The organism is Mycoplasmopsis agalactiae 14628 (genome assembly GCF_000266865.1).
Taxonomy (GTDB): Bacteria; Bacillota_I; Bacilli_A; order Mycoplasmatales; family Metamycoplasmataceae; genus Mycoplasmopsis; species Mycoplasmopsis agalactiae_A.
This window is the reverse complement of sequence record NZ_AJPR01000006.1, coordinates 144,147-162,307: the sequence shown is the minus strand read 5'-3', so window position 1 is coordinate 162,307 and position 18,161 is coordinate 144,147. Positions and strand designations below refer to the sequence as shown.

General features: G+C 30.3%; 19 protein-coding genes and 1 tRNA gene. 13 read left to right on the top strand and 7 right to left on the bottom strand.

Going from position 1 to position 18,161, the window contains the following annotated elements:
* The first annotated feature begins 125 nt into the window (after nucleotides 1-125).
* On the top strand, nucleotides 126-392 hold the full coding sequence (locus tag MAGB_RS01950; RefSeq protein ID WP_004024134.1) for a hypothetical protein: 267 nt from the start codon (nucleotides 126-128) through the stop codon (nucleotides 390-392).
* Between the two features lie 75 nt (nucleotides 393-467).
* Here MAGB_RS01950 and MAGB_RS01945 read toward each other — a convergent pair whose 3' ends face one another.
* A complete protein-coding gene (locus MAGB_RS01945) occupies nucleotides 468-1,475 on the bottom strand; it encodes an ECF transporter S component (protein ID WP_004024133.1) in 1,008 nt (335 codons plus the stop codon).
* Nucleotides 1,476-1,608: 133 nt separating this feature from the next.
* On the opposite strand from MAGB_RS01945, the gene MAGB_RS01940 reads away from it, so the two are divergent.
* The 9 genes from MAGB_RS01940 to MAGB_RS01900 all read left to right on the top strand — a co-directional run bounded on the left by MAGB_RS01940 (nucleotide 1,609) and on the right by MAGB_RS01900 (nucleotide 10,235).
* Complete coding sequence (locus MAGB_RS01940) at nucleotides 1,609-2,979, top strand: M17 family metallopeptidase (RefSeq protein WP_004024132.1); 1,371 nt, start codon at nucleotides 1,609-1,611, stop codon at nucleotides 2,977-2,979.
* A 77-nt stretch (nucleotides 2,980-3,056) separates the two neighbouring features.
* The gene (locus MAGB_RS01935) at nucleotides 3,057-3,629 is read left to right on the top strand and encodes a thymidine kinase (protein WP_004024131.1); all 573 of its coding nucleotides are present in this window, start codon (nucleotides 3,057-3,059) and stop codon (nucleotides 3,627-3,629) included.
* 150 nt (nucleotides 3,630-3,779) lie between these two features.
* Complete coding sequence (locus tag MAGB_RS01930) at nucleotides 3,780-4,226, top strand: ribosome assembly cofactor RimP (RefSeq protein WP_004024130.1); 447 nt, start codon at nucleotides 3,780-3,782, stop codon at nucleotides 4,224-4,226.
* A gap of 7 nt (nucleotides 4,227-4,233) precedes the next feature.
* Nucleotides 4,234-5,868, top strand: a complete 1,635-nt coding sequence (gene nusA, locus MAGB_RS01925) for a transcription termination/antitermination protein NusA (RefSeq protein WP_004024129.1) — start codon at nucleotides 4,234-4,236, stop codon at nucleotides 5,866-5,868.
* Entirely contained in the window at nucleotides 5,843-6,154 is a 312-nt protein-coding gene (locus MAGB_RS01920; protein WP_004024128.1) for a YlxR family protein, read from the top strand. The genes nusA and MAGB_RS01920 overlap by 26 nt, the downstream gene beginning before the upstream one ends.
* Nucleotides 6,133-7,938, top strand: coding sequence for a translation initiation factor IF-2 (gene infB / locus MAGB_RS01915; RefSeq protein ID WP_004024127.1), 1,806 nt, complete (start codon nucleotides 6,133-6,135; stop codon nucleotides 7,936-7,938). Before MAGB_RS01920 ends, infB begins: the two co-directional genes overlap by 22 nt.
* Before the next feature lie 28 nt (nucleotides 7,939-7,966).
* Nucleotides 7,967-8,479 carry an adenine phosphoribosyltransferase gene (locus tag MAGB_RS01910; RefSeq protein ID WP_004024126.1) on the top strand — a complete coding sequence of 171 codons (513 nt, stop codon included), beginning with the start codon at nucleotides 7,967-7,969 and terminating at the stop codon, nucleotides 8,477-8,479.
* A gap of 131 nt (nucleotides 8,480-8,610) precedes the next feature.
* Nucleotides 8,611-9,267, top strand: coding sequence for a hypothetical protein (locus tag MAGB_RS01905; RefSeq protein WP_004024125.1), 657 nt, complete (start codon nucleotides 8,611-8,613; stop codon nucleotides 9,265-9,267).
* A 38-nt stretch (nucleotides 9,268-9,305) separates the two neighbouring features.
* Nucleotides 9,306-10,235 carry a phosphatidate cytidylyltransferase gene (locus MAGB_RS01900; RefSeq protein WP_004024124.1) on the top strand — a complete coding sequence of 310 codons (930 nt, stop codon included), beginning with the start codon at nucleotides 9,306-9,308 and terminating at the stop codon, nucleotides 10,233-10,235.
* Nucleotides 10,236-10,268: 33 nt separating this feature from the next.
* Here the strand turns inward: MAGB_RS01900 and pgsA are convergent, their stop codons facing one another.
* Both pgsA and MAGB_RS01890 read right to left on the bottom strand, forming a co-directional pair.
* Nucleotides 10,269-10,877, bottom strand: coding sequence for a CDP-diacylglycerol--glycerol-3-phosphate 3-phosphatidyltransferase (pgsA, locus tag MAGB_RS01895; RefSeq protein WP_004024123.1), 609 nt, complete (start codon nucleotides 10,875-10,877; stop codon nucleotides 10,269-10,271).
* The gene (locus MAGB_RS01890) at nucleotides 10,861-11,397 is read right to left on the bottom strand and encodes an MHJ_0274 family protein (RefSeq protein WP_004024122.1); all 537 of its coding nucleotides are present in this window, start codon (nucleotides 11,395-11,397) and stop codon (nucleotides 10,861-10,863) included. The genes pgsA and MAGB_RS01890 overlap by 17 nt, the downstream gene beginning before the upstream one ends.
* Before the next feature lie 64 nt (nucleotides 11,398-11,461).
* On the opposite strand from MAGB_RS01890, the gene MAGB_RS01885 reads away from it, so the two are divergent.
* Nucleotides 11,462-11,551, top strand: a tRNA-Ser gene (locus tag MAGB_RS01885).
* Between the two features lie 106 nt (nucleotides 11,552-11,657).
* Here MAGB_RS01885 and MAGB_RS01880 read toward each other — a convergent pair.
* The 4 genes from MAGB_RS01880 to MAGB_RS01865 all read right to left on the bottom strand — a co-directional run bounded on the left by MAGB_RS01880 (nucleotide 11,658) and on the right by MAGB_RS01865 (nucleotide 15,740).
* Nucleotides 11,658-12,359, bottom strand: coding sequence for a hypothetical protein (locus MAGB_RS01880; RefSeq protein WP_004024121.1), 702 nt, complete (start codon nucleotides 12,357-12,359; stop codon nucleotides 11,658-11,660).
* Nucleotides 12,360-12,546: 187 nt separating this feature from the next.
* Nucleotides 12,547-13,452, bottom strand: coding sequence for a Cof-type HAD-IIB family hydrolase (locus MAGB_RS01875; RefSeq protein ID WP_004024120.1), 906 nt, complete (start codon nucleotides 13,450-13,452; stop codon nucleotides 12,547-12,549).
* A gap of 2 nt (nucleotides 13,453-13,454) precedes the next feature.
* Nucleotides 13,455-14,951: a 2,3-bisphosphoglycerate-independent phosphoglycerate mutase gene (gpmI, locus tag MAGB_RS01870; RefSeq protein ID WP_004024119.1), complete on the bottom strand. Its 1,497-nt coding sequence runs from the start codon at nucleotides 14,949-14,951 to the stop codon at nucleotides 13,455-13,457.
* A 123-nt stretch (nucleotides 14,952-15,074) separates the two neighbouring features.
* The gene (locus MAGB_RS01865) at nucleotides 15,075-15,740 is read right to left on the bottom strand and encodes an MAG0920 family protein (RefSeq protein WP_004024118.1); all 666 of its coding nucleotides are present in this window, start codon (nucleotides 15,738-15,740) and stop codon (nucleotides 15,075-15,077) included.
* Nucleotides 15,741-15,990: 250 nt separating this feature from the next.
* Between MAGB_RS01865 and dnaX the strand changes: the two genes are divergently transcribed.
* Together dnaX and MAGB_RS01855 are read left to right on the top strand one after the other, a co-directional pair.
* Nucleotides 15,991-17,853, top strand: a complete 1,863-nt coding sequence (dnaX, locus tag MAGB_RS01860; protein ID WP_004024117.1) for a DNA polymerase III subunit gamma/tau — start codon at nucleotides 15,991-15,993, stop codon at nucleotides 17,851-17,853.
* Between the two features lie 16 nt (nucleotides 17,854-17,869).
* Nucleotides 17,870-18,160, top strand: a complete 291-nt coding sequence (locus MAGB_RS01855; protein ID WP_036433209.1) for a YbaB/EbfC family nucleoid-associated protein — start codon at nucleotides 17,870-17,872, stop codon at nucleotides 18,158-18,160.
* Nucleotide 18,161 lies beyond the last annotated feature (1 nt).

Genomic DNA, 18,161 nt, shown 5'->3' with positions numbered 1-18,161 from the left:
AATTAATTTATTATCTATTTCTGTATAGATTTAATCTATACAAAACATTCACTTCATTTCTGTTTCATCAATTTATGCAGGAGAAAATATTTTTCTATATCTATTTACTTAGATAAAATATTTATATGAAAAAGAAAGATTATGATGTATTGATAACTGTTGGCGCTATTTTTGGAATTATTGGAGGAGTATTTTTATCATTTATATTAGTTGGGATTGTTAGTATTGTTTTGTCAGCTATGTGCTTAGGAAGTAAAAGAAATGATAAAACTTTTATCCTGATCACAGCAATTATCAATTTCTTTTTTGCAGGATTAATAAGCGGTATCTTTCTTATAATTGCATATAGTTTTATGCCGGAACCAGAAGATAATAATCAAATGCAGCAATAAATTATTAAGAATTAGCCTTGTCGAACCCTTATTTTGTCCAAAAGATCTATAAAACAGGGATAAAAAAACAGCCTACTATTCGTACATAATAGCGCTGTTTTTGTTTACTAGTGGGTTAATTACATTGTATGTAAAGAAAATAACGAACATATTAAATCATATTTTGATTGGGCTAAAGACAATGTGTTGGAACATATAAGTTATTATTGAACCTGCTTGGCTTGATGCTCCTGTTGTTGAATAGTCAGCCAATGAAAGAAGAGGCACATTAATTAATTCAATGATTGCTGAGAAAATAACAATTGGTATAATTACTAAAAATCTTTTAGGATGCATTTTAAATCTAGCAACTATTAAGAAGATAAACATAGCTATATAACCAGAAGTCATTAAGGCATATAATCCTATTTTATTAGGAATTACGCTAAATTGTTTAATTGTAGAATCATCAATAACACGGAATACTACAAAGTAGATAAATAGCATTGCTAACACAATTAATAATAATGCAGCGAGCAAATTAATGTTAAGGAGTTTTTTCTCTTGATTAGTAACATTTGCACTTTTACGTTGCTCACCAAGCATAATAATTTTTGTCTTAATTTTAGAAATCTTTGGGCTTTGGGGGTCTTCTAATACTAGTTTATACAAACGCTCTTTTTGTTTAAAGATTGCATTGTCAAAACTAGCATCTCTAAATTGACCACCAAAGGCATAATTAAGGATTTTAAGGAAAATTATTCCTACTAATCCAGCAATTACACCATCAACAATGGCAGCCAAGGTGTAATAAAAATTATAGAAAGTTGGGAACATTGAAAAGGAAATTATGTCGCTTATTAGTCCAACTGTTCCACCAACTAAAGGCCCGAAAATTAGTCCGCTAATTTTAATAGGTAAACCTATAAAACTAATTTTATAAGTTGGAATAGAAATAAGAGGAACAAAAGAAGCAAAGACAACAAAAATAACAACAGAGATTGCTATAAGTATTCCGACAAAAGAAATTTTTCTTATTGTTAATTTAGGAAAAAATGAAAAATCATGTCATTTTTTCTTAATGGTGTTTAGTATCTTGTTCATATTTATCCCTTTGTTTTAAATAATATATTATTATCATAAAAATGCCGAAAATAATAAATTTTTTAGATGTAATTATATGAAAATTAAAATGATAAAATAAGAAAATAAGCAGAAGTTAGTGAAAGGATGCTTTATGAAATTATTTGAAACATTAACATCAAAAAGAGATAACAATATGTTGCTAAAAGCAACATTTGACGAAGAAACAAGCTGCAACTTTTTAATTAAAAAAGACAATAGCATTACTGAATATCATGAAAAAAATGAAGCTTTAGCGTACTTTAGTAAAAGAGATTCTTTATCATTTTCTGACCTAGAAGGCTTTTTTAAAGGCTTAGCGGTAAATGCTAATAGAAATTATCAAGTTGATTTAGCTTCATTTGCAACTGAAAAACTTCCTTTAGCTAAAGTTACTGATGCTTTTGTTAGAGCAGTATACTTTGCCAAAGGTGAAATATATTCAGCTAGAAAAAAAGATGAAAAAGAAGAAGTTGAATTAATTCCTTTTATTGAAAATATAACTAGTGAAGTTAGCGAGCAATTTGATAAGTCACTTGTTTTGGCTAAAGCTACAAATTTTGCACGTGATTTGCAAATTATGCCGCCTAACATTTGTAATTCTGAATTTTTAGCTGAAAAAGTTGCTAAAGATTTAGAACAATATGAAAACTTAAAAGTTACTGTTTTAAAGAAAAAAGAAATTGAAGAGCTTAAAATGGGACTTTTACTTTCTGTAAATAAAGGAAGTGTTTATGAGCCTAGAGTTGTTGTTATTGAATACAATGGCGACAAAGATTCAAAAGAAAAAACTGTAATGATTGGCAAAGGTATAACTTTTGATTCAGGAGGTTACTCACTAAAGCCTTCTAGATCAATGGTATCAATGAAATTTGACATGTCAGGTTCAGCGATTGTTGCTGCTACAATGAAAGCGATTGCACAATTAAAACCTAAGAAAAATGTGGCTGCAATTATGTGTATTACTGATAACAGAGTTAATGGTGATGCTTCACTTCCTGATTCAGTATGAGTTGCTATGAATGGCAAGAGTGTTGAAATTAACAACACTGACGCCGAAGGAAGATTGGTAATGGCTGATGGACTTGTTTATGGTGCAAAAGTTCTTAATGCAACTAGATTAATTGATGTAGCAACATTAACTGGAGCTATGGTTGTTGCTTTAGGTCAAACATATACAGGTACATGAGCAACAAGTGACAAAGCTTGAGAAGATATTAAAAAAGCTGCTGATAATGCTAATGAATTAATTTGAAGAATGCCACTTGATAAAGCATTTGCAAAAAACATTAAGCAATCAAAAGTTGCTGACTTAAAAAACACAGACTTTTCGGGAAATGCCGGTTCATGTTCTGCAGCAATGTTTTTAGCTGAATTTACTGAAGGTGTGGAACATATTCACCTTGATGTAGCTGGCACAGCTGAAATTAATGAAGTGCCTCAAGGCATTATGGTTAAAACATTAACTGAACTAAGCTTACTTTAGAATAATTAAAAAAGAATCATTGTTTTAAGGCCAAGATTCTTTTTTAATTTCATCATTTTTACAAAGAGGATTTAGCAATGTATTTAAAAAATGGGTTAGGTCAATTAGAAGTAATAACAGGTCCTATGTTTTCTGGCAAAACAGAAGAGCTTTTAAAAAGAATTAATATTCTTAAAATTGCAGGAATAAATTCATTAGTAATTAAACCTAAGTTTGACACAAGGTTTTCAGAAAATGAGATAGTTAGCCGAACAGGGGCAAAGCATAAAGCAATTAATGTAAGCAGTTCTAAAGAAATTTTAGATCACTGAAGTCCTAAATATATGTGTGTAGCTATTGATGAAGTTAATTTTATGGATGAAGATATTTTATCTGTAATTGAAGAGCTAATTTATAAAGGTGTAAGAGTAATATGTTCAGGGCTTGATATGGATTTTAAAAGAAGACCATTTGATGTCATGGCCAAAGTTTTAGCTTCGGCTGATAGTATTTTAAAACTAAAAGCAGTTTGTTTAGAGTGCAAATCTGATGCTGGATTTTCATTTAGAAAAGTTAAGAGTGATGAGCTTAATTTATTGGGAGATTCTGAATATGAAGCTAGATGCAGAATCTGCCACATAAAGGGCGAAAAAGAAAAGGCTAAAATGTAGTTTTAGATATTTATAATTTCAATTTATCAATCAACTAACTTCTTAGCTTGTTTTGTATTAAAAACATTAAAGTTTGCTATAATAAATGCATTCGTAATTAATATACGAGTTGGAGTAATCCAACTCTTTATTATTTTAGTATGGAGAAATATGAACTGAAAAAGCTTGCTAGTAGAAAAGTTTGGCAACAAAATTAATAATGTGAAAATAGTCAAAGAAGATGGGCTATTAATTTTAGAAGTTATAGCATCAAGCAGAGATCTTAAAGATATTGAAGAGCTGACAAAACTAGTTAATGATTATATAGATTCACTAAATGTAGAATTTGATTTTGATTCATTGTCTTTAAGCTCACCAGGTTTCAAAATGGACTATGAAACAGATGAATTGGGAAATCATATTGGCGAAATAGTTGATGTAAAACTAAATAAAAATGTCAATAAATTAGACTTTTACACTGGCGAAATATTAGAAGATAATCCTGAAACAATATTATTAAAATGAAATTGTAAGGGGCAGTTTAGAAAAGTTGAAATTGAAAAAGCAAATATAAAAAAAATAAGTATGAATATAGAATATGCAAGCAGGAGTAAATAAAAGAAGTATGTCTGTTAAGAAAAATAGTGAATTAATGAATGCACCTAAAATTTGATATGAAATTATTAAAGGTTACAATGAAAAAGAAAAACTAGAATTGTCAGTTTTAGCTGATATTTTTTCTGAAGAAGTAACTAGAATTGTGCAAAAAAATATCGACCCAGAAGCTAATATTGTTTTTGAAATTGATGAAGAAAACAAAGAAGTGCATGTTTATAATACCGAAGCAATAGTTGTTGATGATAGTGAATTTGCCAACTTAAGTGAGGCTGATAAAGTTTCACTGATGCTATATAATGTGCCTTTGTCAGCAGCTAAAAAGATAAAAAATGATGCAAGTGTTGATGATATTATCAAAATTGAAATAGATTTATTAGCCTTAAGTAAGTCAACAAATCCAGTAGTGCAAAAGACACCTAAAATTATCGAATCATCGATTTTACAGGCTATAAAAAAGCTTCAAAAGTCAATTGTATACACAAAGTATTTAGAAAAAATTGGCGAAACTGTCAAAGTTACTTTTATTTCTAAGAACTCAAAAGGGTCTTGAAATGTGCAAATTGTCGATGATGGAGTTATAGCTCACTTACCTGCTAATTATGTAAGTGCTAAAAGAGTTATTAACCCTGGATCATATGGCGATGTTGTAATTGAAAGAGTTGAAAAAGATACAAAGCTAAGCCAAATTACTGTTTCATTAGATTCACCAAAGCTTATTGAAAAAATTTTGTACAACAATATTCCTGAAATTAGCAGTGGATTAATTGAAATAGTCAATGTTCAAAGAATACCTGGCGAGAGAACTAAGGTAGTGTTTAAAGCTTCTGCAGGAAATGAACATTTAGATGTTTACGGAGCCATTATTGGACAAGATTCATCAAGAATTAATTTAATTATTAGTGAGATGAATCAAGGTGTAAATCAGGCAGATATGGAAAAATTTGATGTCATAGTTTATACAAATGATAAAAAAGAATTTATTCGCAGATGCATGCTTCCTGGCCAAGTAGTTGACATTGTACCTAAAAACGAAAGTCAAAATTCATTTTACGTTATTACCATAAAAGCAGGATTATCTGCTGCTATTGGTAAAAAAGGCGCTAACACAATGTTAGCTTCTAAGGTATCTCATTCTAATTTAGACATTATTACTGTTGAAGAAGCTAAGCAAAAAAACATTCCTTTTGATGAATCTAAAATTGCTGAAGTTGAAGAATCGCTTAACTCATTTAGAAGATATGGAGCAGTTAAAAAGGCACCAACAAAAGTATTTAACAACAACAGAAGAAAAGCTAACTCATACTTTGAAAATCTTGATTTAAGTCTTGAGGGATTTGATAAAGACATTTTGGCCTTCAGAGAACAAGAGCAAGCATTTTTTGATGAAAGCAATAGTCAAAACATGGAGTTTGATGAATTGATTCAACAATACAACAGTGAATCAGCTAAAGAAAATGTTGAGAGTGATGAGCGCTCAATTGATGAGAAATTAAATGAGATTCAAAAAGAAGAAAAATTGACCGCTAATGACTATAAAAAAGCCAAAGAAGTCGCAAAGAACTTTAAAGTTGACAAAGATTTAAGTAGTTTTGGTTTAGATAGTGGAATTGATTTAAGTGACATTGAAAATGAAGAGTGATAAGAAAAATGAAGGCTTTAGTCGTAAATGCATAGCAACAGGACTTATAGTACCTGAGAACCAAATGCTCAGATTTGATTATAATAAGAATGAAAATATAATTAAACTAGATGTCAACAGAGAGCTAAAAGGCAGAGGAGCCTATTTTATAGCGACAGAAGAAAATTGAAATACTGTTGTTAGGAAAAAATGTTTGAACAAAACATTTAGGACTGCTGTTTCAAAAGAAATATATGAAAGAATAGAAGCTGAATTAAAGGAGGGAAAATGGCTAAAAAGAATAGATTAAGTAACACAAGTGTGGTTAAAGAACAACTTTCAGACATTAAAACTGAAATTGTTGATGGAACATTTATTTTTACAAATAGAATGCCTTTAGGAGAGTTTGCTGAAAAAATTAAAATGAATGCAAACGACCTAATTAAAAGATTTTTACTTAGAGGTAAGTTCTATCAAATTAACCACATTTTGGAAGAAGAAGAAATTGCTGAAATATGCATGGAAAAAGGACTTGATTTTAAAAAGGAAGAAAACATTGATGCTGGGAACTTTTTAAATGAAGTCAAATTTAATGATGATAAAAGCTTATTAGTTAAGCGCCCTCCAATTATTACTGTTATGGGCCATGTTGACCACGGAAAAACTTCATTAATTGACTATATTAGAAAAACTAATGTAGTAAGCACTGAAAGTTCAGGGATAACCCAACACACTGGTGCTTATCAAATATCTCATAAAGGTGAAAAAATAACCTTTATTGACACTCCTGGCCATGAAGCATTTAGTAAAATGCGTTCTCGCGGTGCTAAAGTTACTGACATTATTATTTTAGTTGTAGCTGCTGATGATGGAGTTATGCCTCAAACCAAAGAAGCTATAATGCACGCTAAATCGGCAAATGTGCCTTTAATTGTTTTTGTAAACAAGATGGATAAGCCACAAAAGAATTTAGAGAAAATCAAAAGAGAACTTATGGAAAATGATGTTCTTATCGAAGAATTTGGTGGCGATACTCAAATTGTTTATGGTTCAGCACTTAAAGGGCAAGGAATTGAAGAATTATTTTCAGCAATTATTTTACTTGCAGACTTATTGGATTTAAAAGCTAACCCTTCTCGCTACCCTGTTGGAACTGTCATTGAAAGTAAAGTTGACAAAGGTGTTGGTGTTGTAACAACAATTATTGTTGAAAATGGAACCTTATACAAAGGTGATTTCATTGTTGCTGGATCATGTTATGGAAAAGTAAGAAGTATGAAGAGTCCTGGTGGGGCATTTATTGATGAAGTGCTTCCTGGAACGCCTGTTAAGATTGCTGGATTAAATAATTCACCATTAGCTGGCGACAGATTTATCGGTTTTGAAGATGAAAAGTATGCTAAAAAATTAGCTTTGGACAAAGCTCAAATTGACAAGAGTCAGAATTTATATGAAAAAACTCAGCTAAATAATGTTGAATTAGGTAAAAAAGTGTTCAATGTTATTATCCGTTCGGATGTACAAGGAACTGCTGAAGCTATTAAAAACAAGTTGTCTGTAATGGAAAATGAAGAAGCAACCATTAGGGTTATTGGAGCTCAAGTTGGTCAAGTTTCTAGCAGCGACTTATTATTAGCTCAGGCTTCAAATGCAATTATTATTGCTTTTAATGTGAAAGTATCGCCAAATATTAAGCAAACTGCTAAACAAAGCAATATAAAAATTATGTCTTACGATGTAATTTATAAAATAATTGAAGATATGCAAAACATTCTTGATGGCGAAAAGCCAATTGTTTATGAAGAAAGAAAAATTGGCTCTGCACACTGCATAAAGCTATTTTATTATTCTAAAGTTGGGACAATTGCTGGCTGTATGCAGGATGAAGGTGTTGTAAAAGTAGGATGCAAGGTTCAAATATTTAGAAATAAAAAAATGATTCATGAAGGCATTGTTGAATCTTTAAGACGTGAAGCAAATGACTTAAAAGTAGTTGAAAAAGGCAAAGATTTTGGTACACACATTAAGAAATTTAATGACATTAAAGAAGATGACGTTTTAGTGTTTTTTGAAGAGGTGCCAGTTACTGTTTAGGCCTATAAAACAACTTTAAAGGGAAAATATGGATTTAAAAAAATATATTAGAGACGTAAAAAACTTTCCAAAACCAGGAATTTTATTCAAAGATATTTCACCACTTTTAGCTGATGGTGAAGCGCTTAATTATACAATCACTAGCATGGCTGAAGTTGCCAAAGATGTTGATGTAATAGTTGGGCCAGATGCCAGAGGCTTTTTATTTGGAACCCCTACAGCAGCTGTACTTAAAAAACCTTTTATTATGGTTAGAAAGCCAGGAAAATTACCAGGTAAGGTAATTTCTAGGGAATATGACTTAGAGTATGGCAATAATATTTTGCAAATTCAAGATGGCTTTATTAAAAAAGGTCAAACAGTGGCAATTGTTGATGATGTTTTAGCTACTGGGGGCACAATTAAGGCCATAATTAAGCTTCTTAAAGAACAAGGGGCTATTATAAAAAAAGTTATCATTCTTTTAGAGTTAACTGATTTAAATGGCAGAGAAAGCATTAATGAAGAGGGAATTGAAATAGTTTCCCTAGTTAAATTTTAGTAATAATAAAAATAAAAGCCAGAGGGCTTTTTTATTTTGCAAATTATTAATATGCCTATAAAATAGCCATATTTTTCATTTAAAAATAAATTTAACAGCACAAAAAAATAAAAAAGTATTATCATTATTGCATGATTACAAAAGTGAATAATAATAGCTCTAGTGCTGTTAAAAATAGATGAAAATTTAGATATTCTAGCAGCAACACAACATATTTAATGGCTAATTTAAGTATTTATTTAGCTTGGTTTATTTTAAGCGCAACAGTGCCAAATATTGGGTATTTAAACTTAGGATATACACAAATTACTTACCTTGCGGCACTAACAGTTATTGCCACATTCCACTTAGGCTTTGTGGGCAATATATCTGTTGGATTATTTTTTGGTTTATCTTCTTGATTTGCAGCTTATATTTATGGAATTCCAAAATATCAATATTTTGATCTTTCAGTTATACCAAGAGTTGAGGTTGCTCTTGGAGTTTATGTTTTATTTTGGGTGTTTAATGTTTTTAAAAAGCCAGCTGTTTGAAAATTAGCACTTTTAGGTGTGCTTTCAACTATGCTAAATCATTACTTTGTGTTTTTTGCACAATACTTACATGAATTAATTAGACCTGGTGATCTTGGCAAAAATGGTGTGCCACCAATTGCTGTTTGATTATTTGTAAGGCTATTTAATATTATTTCTGAGCCAATTCTAGGTGGAATGTTATTATTTGCAATGTATCCAGCTTTAATTGCTCTAAGAGAACAATTTAAATCTGTAAAAAAACTATATTACTAATTTATTAATATTTAAATATACAAATATAATATTAAGATATGAAAATATTAAAAGAAAGAGTTTTGCCAGCTGTTGTTGGAGTTTTAATACTTGCAAGCACCATAATCCCATTTGCGATTTTTGGTGCAAAGCACTATGAAGCCAGGATTGCTGCTTATATAATGGCAACTGTAGCCGTCTTTATATTGTCATATGAAATTTTGAATGCTTTTGGAGTTAAATTAGTTTTTAGAATTTTTGTGTCAATGCTTGCTGCTTTAATGACTTATATGCCTATAGACACAGCAGAGATTTTATTAAAGCCTGGCTCACTTACTAGTACTCAATTGCTTATACTTATTAAAAATTCTGTTTTTAATTGACAAGCTTTATTGATTATTTCGGTTATTGCTTTAATATTTGTTTTGATTGAGTTGCAAAGCAGAACTAATATGACAGCCGGAGATAGATTCTTGCGCCTTGTGCATATCTGGTTTTCATTCTTTTATGTTATAAATTCAATTTTATTTTTACTTATTGCAACATTTAGAGACTGAAAGATTGTGCTATTTATCTTGCTAGCTCCTTCGCTAGCTGACATTGGTGGATTTTTTGGCGGTAGGTTTTTTGGTAAAAAATGAATTAAAGCTAGTTTTGCTCCAAATATTTCACCAAAGAAAACATGAGAAGGGTTTATAGTTGGGGTTATAGCTTGTTGAATTTTTGCAGCAGGAATGATATTTGGTTTAGGTTTAATGGAAAATAAAGTTATTCCGCAAACATTTGTATTTTCAATTACTCCATTTGCTTCGGTAGCAGGTGACTTATACTTTTCATATTTAAAGAGACTAAATGCCACAAAGGATTATTCAAAAATACTTTTAGGGCATGGTGGGCTTATGGACAGGCATGATAGTATTTCGTTTGTGGGTACACTTGTGGCAATGGTATACTTCTTTATTTCGGTAAATGAAAAATCAGCAGTCTAGCTGATTTTTATTACTATAAAACAGGCAAATTAGCTATTTTGTTTTTATATATGAACGGATAGATTGAAAGTATTTATAGCCTGAGAAGATGCTAAAGAATAGAGCAACTAACATCGGAATATTGATTGCATATAAAATTAATCAACTTTTCCAGCCTAAAATAAGTGAGAAATTAAAGGCAACTGCTACAACAAGCACAATTATAATAGCAATTGTTTGAGTTAAGGTTTTTAGTTTGCCTCATATTGATGCTTTGACATCAATATTATTTTGAGCCATAAGAACTCTTATAGCATCAACAATTAAGTCTCTAGCAACAAATAAAATTGTTATTCATAAAGGAATAAAGCCAAAAATTGAAAGTGAAATTAAGGTAGTTGTGACAATTAATTTATCAGCAATAGGATCAAATAGTTTCCCAAATGATGTTACTTGTTTGTTTTTTCTAGCTAATCAGCCATCAAGATAGTCAGTGATCATTGCAGCTAAGAATATAGCTAAAATTAAGCTTAATAATATTCTGCCAGCTATTTCATAATCAGCTATTCCACGTTGTATTAAAACACCATATAAGATAACCAGCACCAAAAGCGGAATAAATAAAATCATTCTTAAAAGAGTAAGTTTATTCGGCAAGTTCATTTGCAATTAACCCCTTTTCATAAAATTCACGAATCTTAAGGGTTTCTTGGGCAACTCTTTCTGAGACATATTCAGAATCTATTTCTGCAATTGTTCTTTCTAATTTGAACTTAATAAAGTCACATTGACTAGATCAGTTGTTGCATCTAGTATGAGTTAAAGTAATAAAGTCTTTCAAAAATTCAGAATTACTATCAGAAGAGATAATATATTCTTTGAACTCTAGATCATCTTCAATAGTTTTTAAGTATTTGTTGGCAACAGAAACAATGTCACGCATTTTGAATGCTCCAATTGAAGGCTCAAATTTTTGCAAGTATTCTTCGTTAATATCCATTAAGCACTTTAATCTGATTGCTATAAGATTGGCATACTCAGCAGATTTTTTTCTAAATTCTGCATCCTGTCTTTCTTTTCTTTTCTTGTTTACTTTGTTCTTTGCAGAACTAATAATAAACATAGCTAAAATTATTCCCACAAGAACACCTAAAATTATTCACATTGTTAATGATCCATCCATAAGAACTCCTTAAGTTTGTATATTATTAATATTTTAAATTATAATTTAAAAGATTTATGAAAAACGATGGTTGCTCGAGTGGCTGAAGAGGTCTGTCTCGAAAACAGATAATGATGCAAATCATTCAAGGGTTCAAATCCCTTACCATCGGCCATATAAATAGTTACCAAAAAACTGACTATGCTGTCAGTTTTTTTAGTTATGCTTTTGACAATTGTCATTACCTTTCTGGTGCTGATTAAAATGTTTATTAGATGGACTTAATTACTGTTTATCCTATCTTGTTTAGGCTTTTTCTTATGGGTTGTTTCATTGTTGCCTGTTTCATAGTAGTTTTGGTCATATGAATCATCATAGTTATTCTCTGTATATTTCCGAGATCTTAATTTACTACTGTTAGAAAAATTGCTTACTTGTGCTTCATAGGTGTTTGTATAGCCATATTCTTCATCATATTTAGTTGAGATTGTTTGTGTTTGGTCATTTACTGATGATAATTTGTGTTCTTTTGTTCAGCTAATATTAAAACTACTTGTGTGTTTGAGATTATTTTGACGCTTGTTGATTATGTTTAGATAAATTAAAAAAAATGGATTTAAAATAATGGCTGTCATTAATAAATGTTTAGCAATCTTTAAATCAGTATATTTTTTTGCATTTCAAATAGTCTGCTTCATTTGAGCTCAAAGTCCAAAGCTAAGTGCTAAAAATAAAAGAATTATGCTAGTTAGTGTAATAGCAAAAATAATTCCAGGCTTTTTGGTTGCCTCACTTGAAAATACTGTAATTAACGTAATAAATGTAATAAACAAAACAAAGCACCAAGCTGAAAGAAAAACCCAAAGAAGAATGTTTCACACAGATTTTTTAAGACTCATGTAGTGGAACCACTCTTCTCATCTAAAAAACTTGTCTTTTTGATTTGTAAATTTAGGAACATTTTTATTATTATCTAGATTCATAATCACCAAGCCCTGAAAATTTAATAAGTAATTATATAAATTATACTAATGATGCAGAGCCAAAAGATAAAATACTGATAATGCAATCATTAAAATACTTAAATTTAATATGGTTTATTTTTCCCATTCTATTAAAAAATCGACCATTTAGTACTATAAAACAGCCTAAATAGTCGATTATAAGATTCTATAATTCTTTTTCTTGTGCTTTAGCACGGTAAAAAGAGTTTTTAGCTTCCTTAATTTTTTGCTTTTCTAACTTGTCTTCATTTGCTTGACGAAGAATATCAAATTTAGTTCTAAATATGTAGTCTTGGATAGCTTCTCCTAAGCCATTTTGCATAACGTCGCTAGTGTAGTATTTGGCAACTTCCTTAACACTCTTAGGTGAGTTATCCATAGCATATGAAAAACCAATTGCCTTAAGCATTGTTAGGTCATTGTTACTATCACCAATGCTCATGCAGTAATTAGGATCAGCATCTAAATGATTACATAATCATAGTGCTCCAGTTCCTTTGTTAATGCCTGGCGCTGTTAGCTCCATATGCATTCCCATGACAGCAAGGTCGGCTTTGATGTTTAAATTATGTATATCTGTTACAATTTTGTCCTTGTTTTCTAGCTTAGGATAAATTTCGATTTTGAATATGTCATTAACGATTTTTTTATCCTCATTTAGCCAATCTGGGAATTCAAAAAAATCAGTTAAAAAATCCTTTACTTTTTGGTTGCTAGTCACCATATAGTAGCCATTTTTTCCAAAGAAACAGGCCGATTCGTCATATTTTTTAATTATGTTTAAAACAGCAGAAACAATATCAGAACTAAGTTCTGATTCATATAAGTATTCTTTGTTTTCAACATCAAGAATAGCTGAACCATTAGCAGCAATAATATATTTTGCCTTTAATTCATGTGCCATTTTAAGCATTTTTGGCAGTGGTGGATTTCCAGTATTTAGCACCAGAGTTATATTATCATTTTCAATTGCTTCTAAAATACTTTTTCTAGTTTCTGGATTCTCTTTTTTATCCGGGAAAGAGCAAATTGTTCCATCTACATCACTAAATATAATTCTTTTAATCTTCATAGTTATCTTTCAATTAATGACTCTTCGTCCATTTCAATCGGTTTAGCAACATTGATATAATCCAAAATAGTTGGGGCAATGTTAGCTAGTTTTCCGTCTTTCAATTTTATACTTTTATCGCTGCAAATAAGCATTACAGGGCTTTTTGTATGCTTTGTAGCAGGGTTACCCTTTTCATCTTCAGTTATTTCAGCATTACCATGGTCAGCAGTTATAAAAACAGTTATATTATTTTCATTTGCAAAGTCAATAACTCTTTTTATTTGCGAATCTAGAAAGGAAACTGCTTTGATAGTTGATTCTAAATTGCCGGTATGACCAACCATGTCAGGGTTTGCATAGTTCATAATTGTTACATCATAATTTAAGCAGTTCGCTAATAACTCATCTGTGATTTCCTTAGCAGACATTTGAGGAGCATCAGCATAGCTCTCAACTTTTAATGATGGCACCATTATACGTTTTGAATTTTTAAACACAACATCGACGCCACCGTCCATAAAATAGGTTACATGGGCATATTTTTGTGTTTCTGCGACTCTAAGTTGTGACAAGTTTGCTAATTCTAAAACTTTGCCAATTGGCATTTTAACTTCCATTTCATGAATTGCAACTAATGTGTTAATGCCTTCGTATTTCATTAATGAAGCGAACTTTGATACATGAACAGGGTGCTTAGGTTTTGCATCATATAAATCTGAGCCAATAAATAAGTGAGTAAGCTGTCTGGCTCTATCAGGTCTGAAGTTAAAAAATATTATTGAGTCATTATCTTTGACAAATTCAGCATCACTTTTACATGCTGGAATGAAAAATTCATCACTTATTCCTTCATCGTATTGTTTTTTAACATAATCAATTGCATTAGTGAATTCATTTTCTGATTGACCAATCATAGCGTCATAGTGAATTTCCACTCTGTTAAACATTTTATCACGATCCATGCCGTAAAATCTGCCGCCGATTGTGGCTATTTTATAGCCATATTTGTCACATAAAGCTTGCAATTTTTCCAATGATGGAATTATTGATTTAGGAGCGACGTCTCTTCCATCTCCAATAGGATGGACTGAAACTCTTTTAAGCCCATAATTATGTGCCATATCAAGTAATTTAAACAAATGATCTTCTAGTGAATGCACTCCACCAGGACTAAGTAAACCCATTAAGTGTAATGTAGTGTTTTTATCCTTAACATCTTTAAACACTTCATTAAAAACAGGATTTTTCTCAAATTCACCATCTTTAATTGCTTTGTTAATTAAGCTTAGGCCAGTGTAAACAACTGTGCCCGCTCCAATGTTAAGATGCCCTACTTCAGAATTGCCCATTTGGCCTGCTGGCAAGCCTACAAATTCGCCACTAGCTTGTATTGTGCTATTAGGATATTGGCTAAAAAGCATGTCAAATGTAGGTGTGTTTGCTAATTTAAATCCATTACCTTGCTTTTGTTCTCTAAGCCCTAGCCCATCAATAACTATTAAAATAGTTTTTTTCATATTTTGATCTCCATGCAAAGTCATATTTAATATGACAGCTAATTAAATTTTATTATAAATAAGGCAATAAAAAAGGGCTTAAAGCCCAGTAAAATTATATTTATGAGTATATTTGCACATGATTTACTCGTGCTCTATATACCTATGATATAAGTCATAAAACATATTTATGTTAGCAATTTTGTTATTTACTCTTAGCGTATCATAGTCTTGTACTAGTCAGTAGTAAATGTATTTTTCTATATTTTTGTCTTTAATTGAATCTACAGTATTGCTAAATGATAATTTTGAATATTGGAAAGTATATTTTGAATGAACTACATCAACTTGCTTGCAAATAACTTCTTTGTCAAAAAGCTGTGTTAGTTCAGTTCAATTTGAACTTAAGGAATTTAGTTTTTTTCACTTTAAAAATTTTACAAGCAACACTATAACATAGGCAAAAAAGGCAAGATCAATAACGCCAAAGAGCACAATGAATAAAATAGCAACTTTAAAAAGACCATCTGCATTATCATGAGTGTTTTTAGCCAAAAACACTGAAACAATAATCAATAGGAAGTTCACTATTAGTGGCACAATGCTAATAATAAGCGCTGTTCATAGTACAGAATTAGCCTCTTCAAAAAACATATTATTAACCCTAATTTTATGTTTTATTAGGTATTTTTTTGCGTGGGTAATTTTTGCATGAAAATGCTTTGCTTTTGATGAAAGCAATAAAATCAAAATCGTTGCATGCAAGGAAAAAAGAATAGCAAGGATAATAAATAATTCTTTGAACTCCATTATTGAGCCTTTCTTGTGGTGACAATCTGCTTATTTGACTTTTTTATAGCACTTTTAGTAAATTACAGTCATAAAATTTGCGCTAATTTATGTACAAAAAATAATTTTTAAAATTCTTATTGAATTATACTTATTTATTACTTACATGATAGCTATATGAAAATGATATTAAAAGGTGAATTCAATATACAAATCAATACAATTTAATATATTATAATATTTAAAATAAAGCATCTTTTCGGGGTAATGTATGTCTTATAAAGCATTGTATAGAAAATATAGACCTAAGTGTTTTGATGATGTAAAAGGGCAAGATTACATTATTCAAACACTAAAAAACATTATAAGAAACAGAAAAATAAGCCATGCATATTTATTTTGTGGTCCAAGAGGTGTTGGAAAAACCTCAGTTGCTAGAATTTTTGCAAATTTAATCAACTGTTACCATAATAATGATGACTATAGCAAGCTTTGCCAAATATGTGAAGAAAATGGCAGTAATACAATTGATATTATTGAAATGGATGCTGCATCAAATAATGGTGTAGATTCGATCAGAGAACTTAGAGATAAAATTCAACACTTGCCTTCTGCGGGTAACTATAAGATTTACATAATTGATGAAGTTCATATGCTTTCTAAAGGAGCTTTTAATGCATTGTTAAAAACATTGGAAGAGCCCCCTGCACATGTTATTTTCATTTTTGCAACAACTGATCCACAAAAAATCCCTTTAACAATTTTGTCCAGGGTGCAAAGATTCAATTTTAGAAGAATAAGCAATGACACGCTTGTTAAGCAAATTAAGAACATATTAGAGCAAGAAGGCATAAAGTATGACGCAGAAGCATTACCATATATTGCTAGATTAGCAGTTGGAAGTATGAGAGATGCCTTGTCAATTATTGACCAAGCTAATGCATATGGCAATGGTTATATAAAGTTCTCTGACGTTATGTATTCATTTGGCATAACTAGCAATGACAATTTAATAAAAATCATTAACAGTTTATACAATGGCAAGCCTGAAGAAGCACTTATGCTACTACAGGATTTAAAAAATGGCGGTATTGATCCTAAACAATTTGTTGAAAGCTTATTATCTATTTTCAAGGACTTTATAATCTATGAAAAAACTTATAAAGATTCGCTGTTTGAAATCTTGACAATAGATCAGTTTAATACACTGGAATTTGATTTACATTATGCAGTGAATTCTTCCGAATTACTCTATAAATTAGCCAAGGAAATGTATTATGCTAGTGGCAATTTATTTCAATTAATTGAATTGTATTTAGTCAAAATGGCTAGAGAGATAGAGCATAAGGAAGAAAAAAAGGAACAGGTAATAATGCAAGTTGAGAAACAAGTTGATAAAGAAGATAAAAAAGCTAGAATTGAAAGCATAAATGAAATATTAAGTCAGACACAAGAAATTGTGCTTGAATCTAATAATGATTCATCTATAAATGATATTCTTTCTAGTGACATACTAACAAATGAGCAAGGTGACTTGGAAAGTGATTTTTCGGAAGAAAGCCCTTTGATTAATACAAGCGAAATTGACCTTACTCAGTTTGATGATAAGGATGATGAACCAAAAATTAAGTTGTTTCCAAAATATGACAAAAGTTTTGATACAGGTAAGGAATTTAGCTCTAAGTTTAGTGTTGATCAGTTAAAAAGCGCTTTAATTTTGTCTGACCAACAACAACTAAAAAGCGCTTCAATGACTTTAAATTACTTAGTGAATTTGTCAGATAACAAGGAATACAAAGAACTTATAGAAGTGCTTAAAAATGTAAATATTAAAGCTGCTGGTGAAAATTATATTGTGCTTACATCTGACAATATTTCAGCTCTTAATTATTTGCAGTCAATTAGCTATAAACAAAATTTTCAAGAATTTATTAAAGAAAATTTTGGCTCATATAAACATATGATTTTTTATGAAAAATCTAAGTTTAAAGAAATAGCCTTAGAAGTTGTTTCGATACTTAGAAATAATAATACTGATGAAATTAAAAAAGCACAAGCTTTTGCTGACGTTGTGGTTGAAAAAGAGCATAGTAGCAATAAACAATTATTTGATTTATTAAGCTCTATAAAATAGGAAGGAAGGTAAAATTATGGATCAAAATATGCTAAGAAAAATGCAAAAATTACAAAAGGAATTAGAACAAAAGACTGAAGAATTTATGGAGCAAGAATTTAAGGCTTCTAAACATGGTGTAACAGTGGTTGCAAAGGGAAGTAAGAAAATTGTTTCGATTAAAATTGAAGATTCTAACTTGCTTGATCCAGAAGATCCTGAAATTATTGAAGATATAATTCTCTTACTTTTAAATGAATTATTTACAGAAATTGATGAAAAACAACAAGCCCTAATGCCAGCAATGCCTTCAGGCTTCGGTTTTTAAT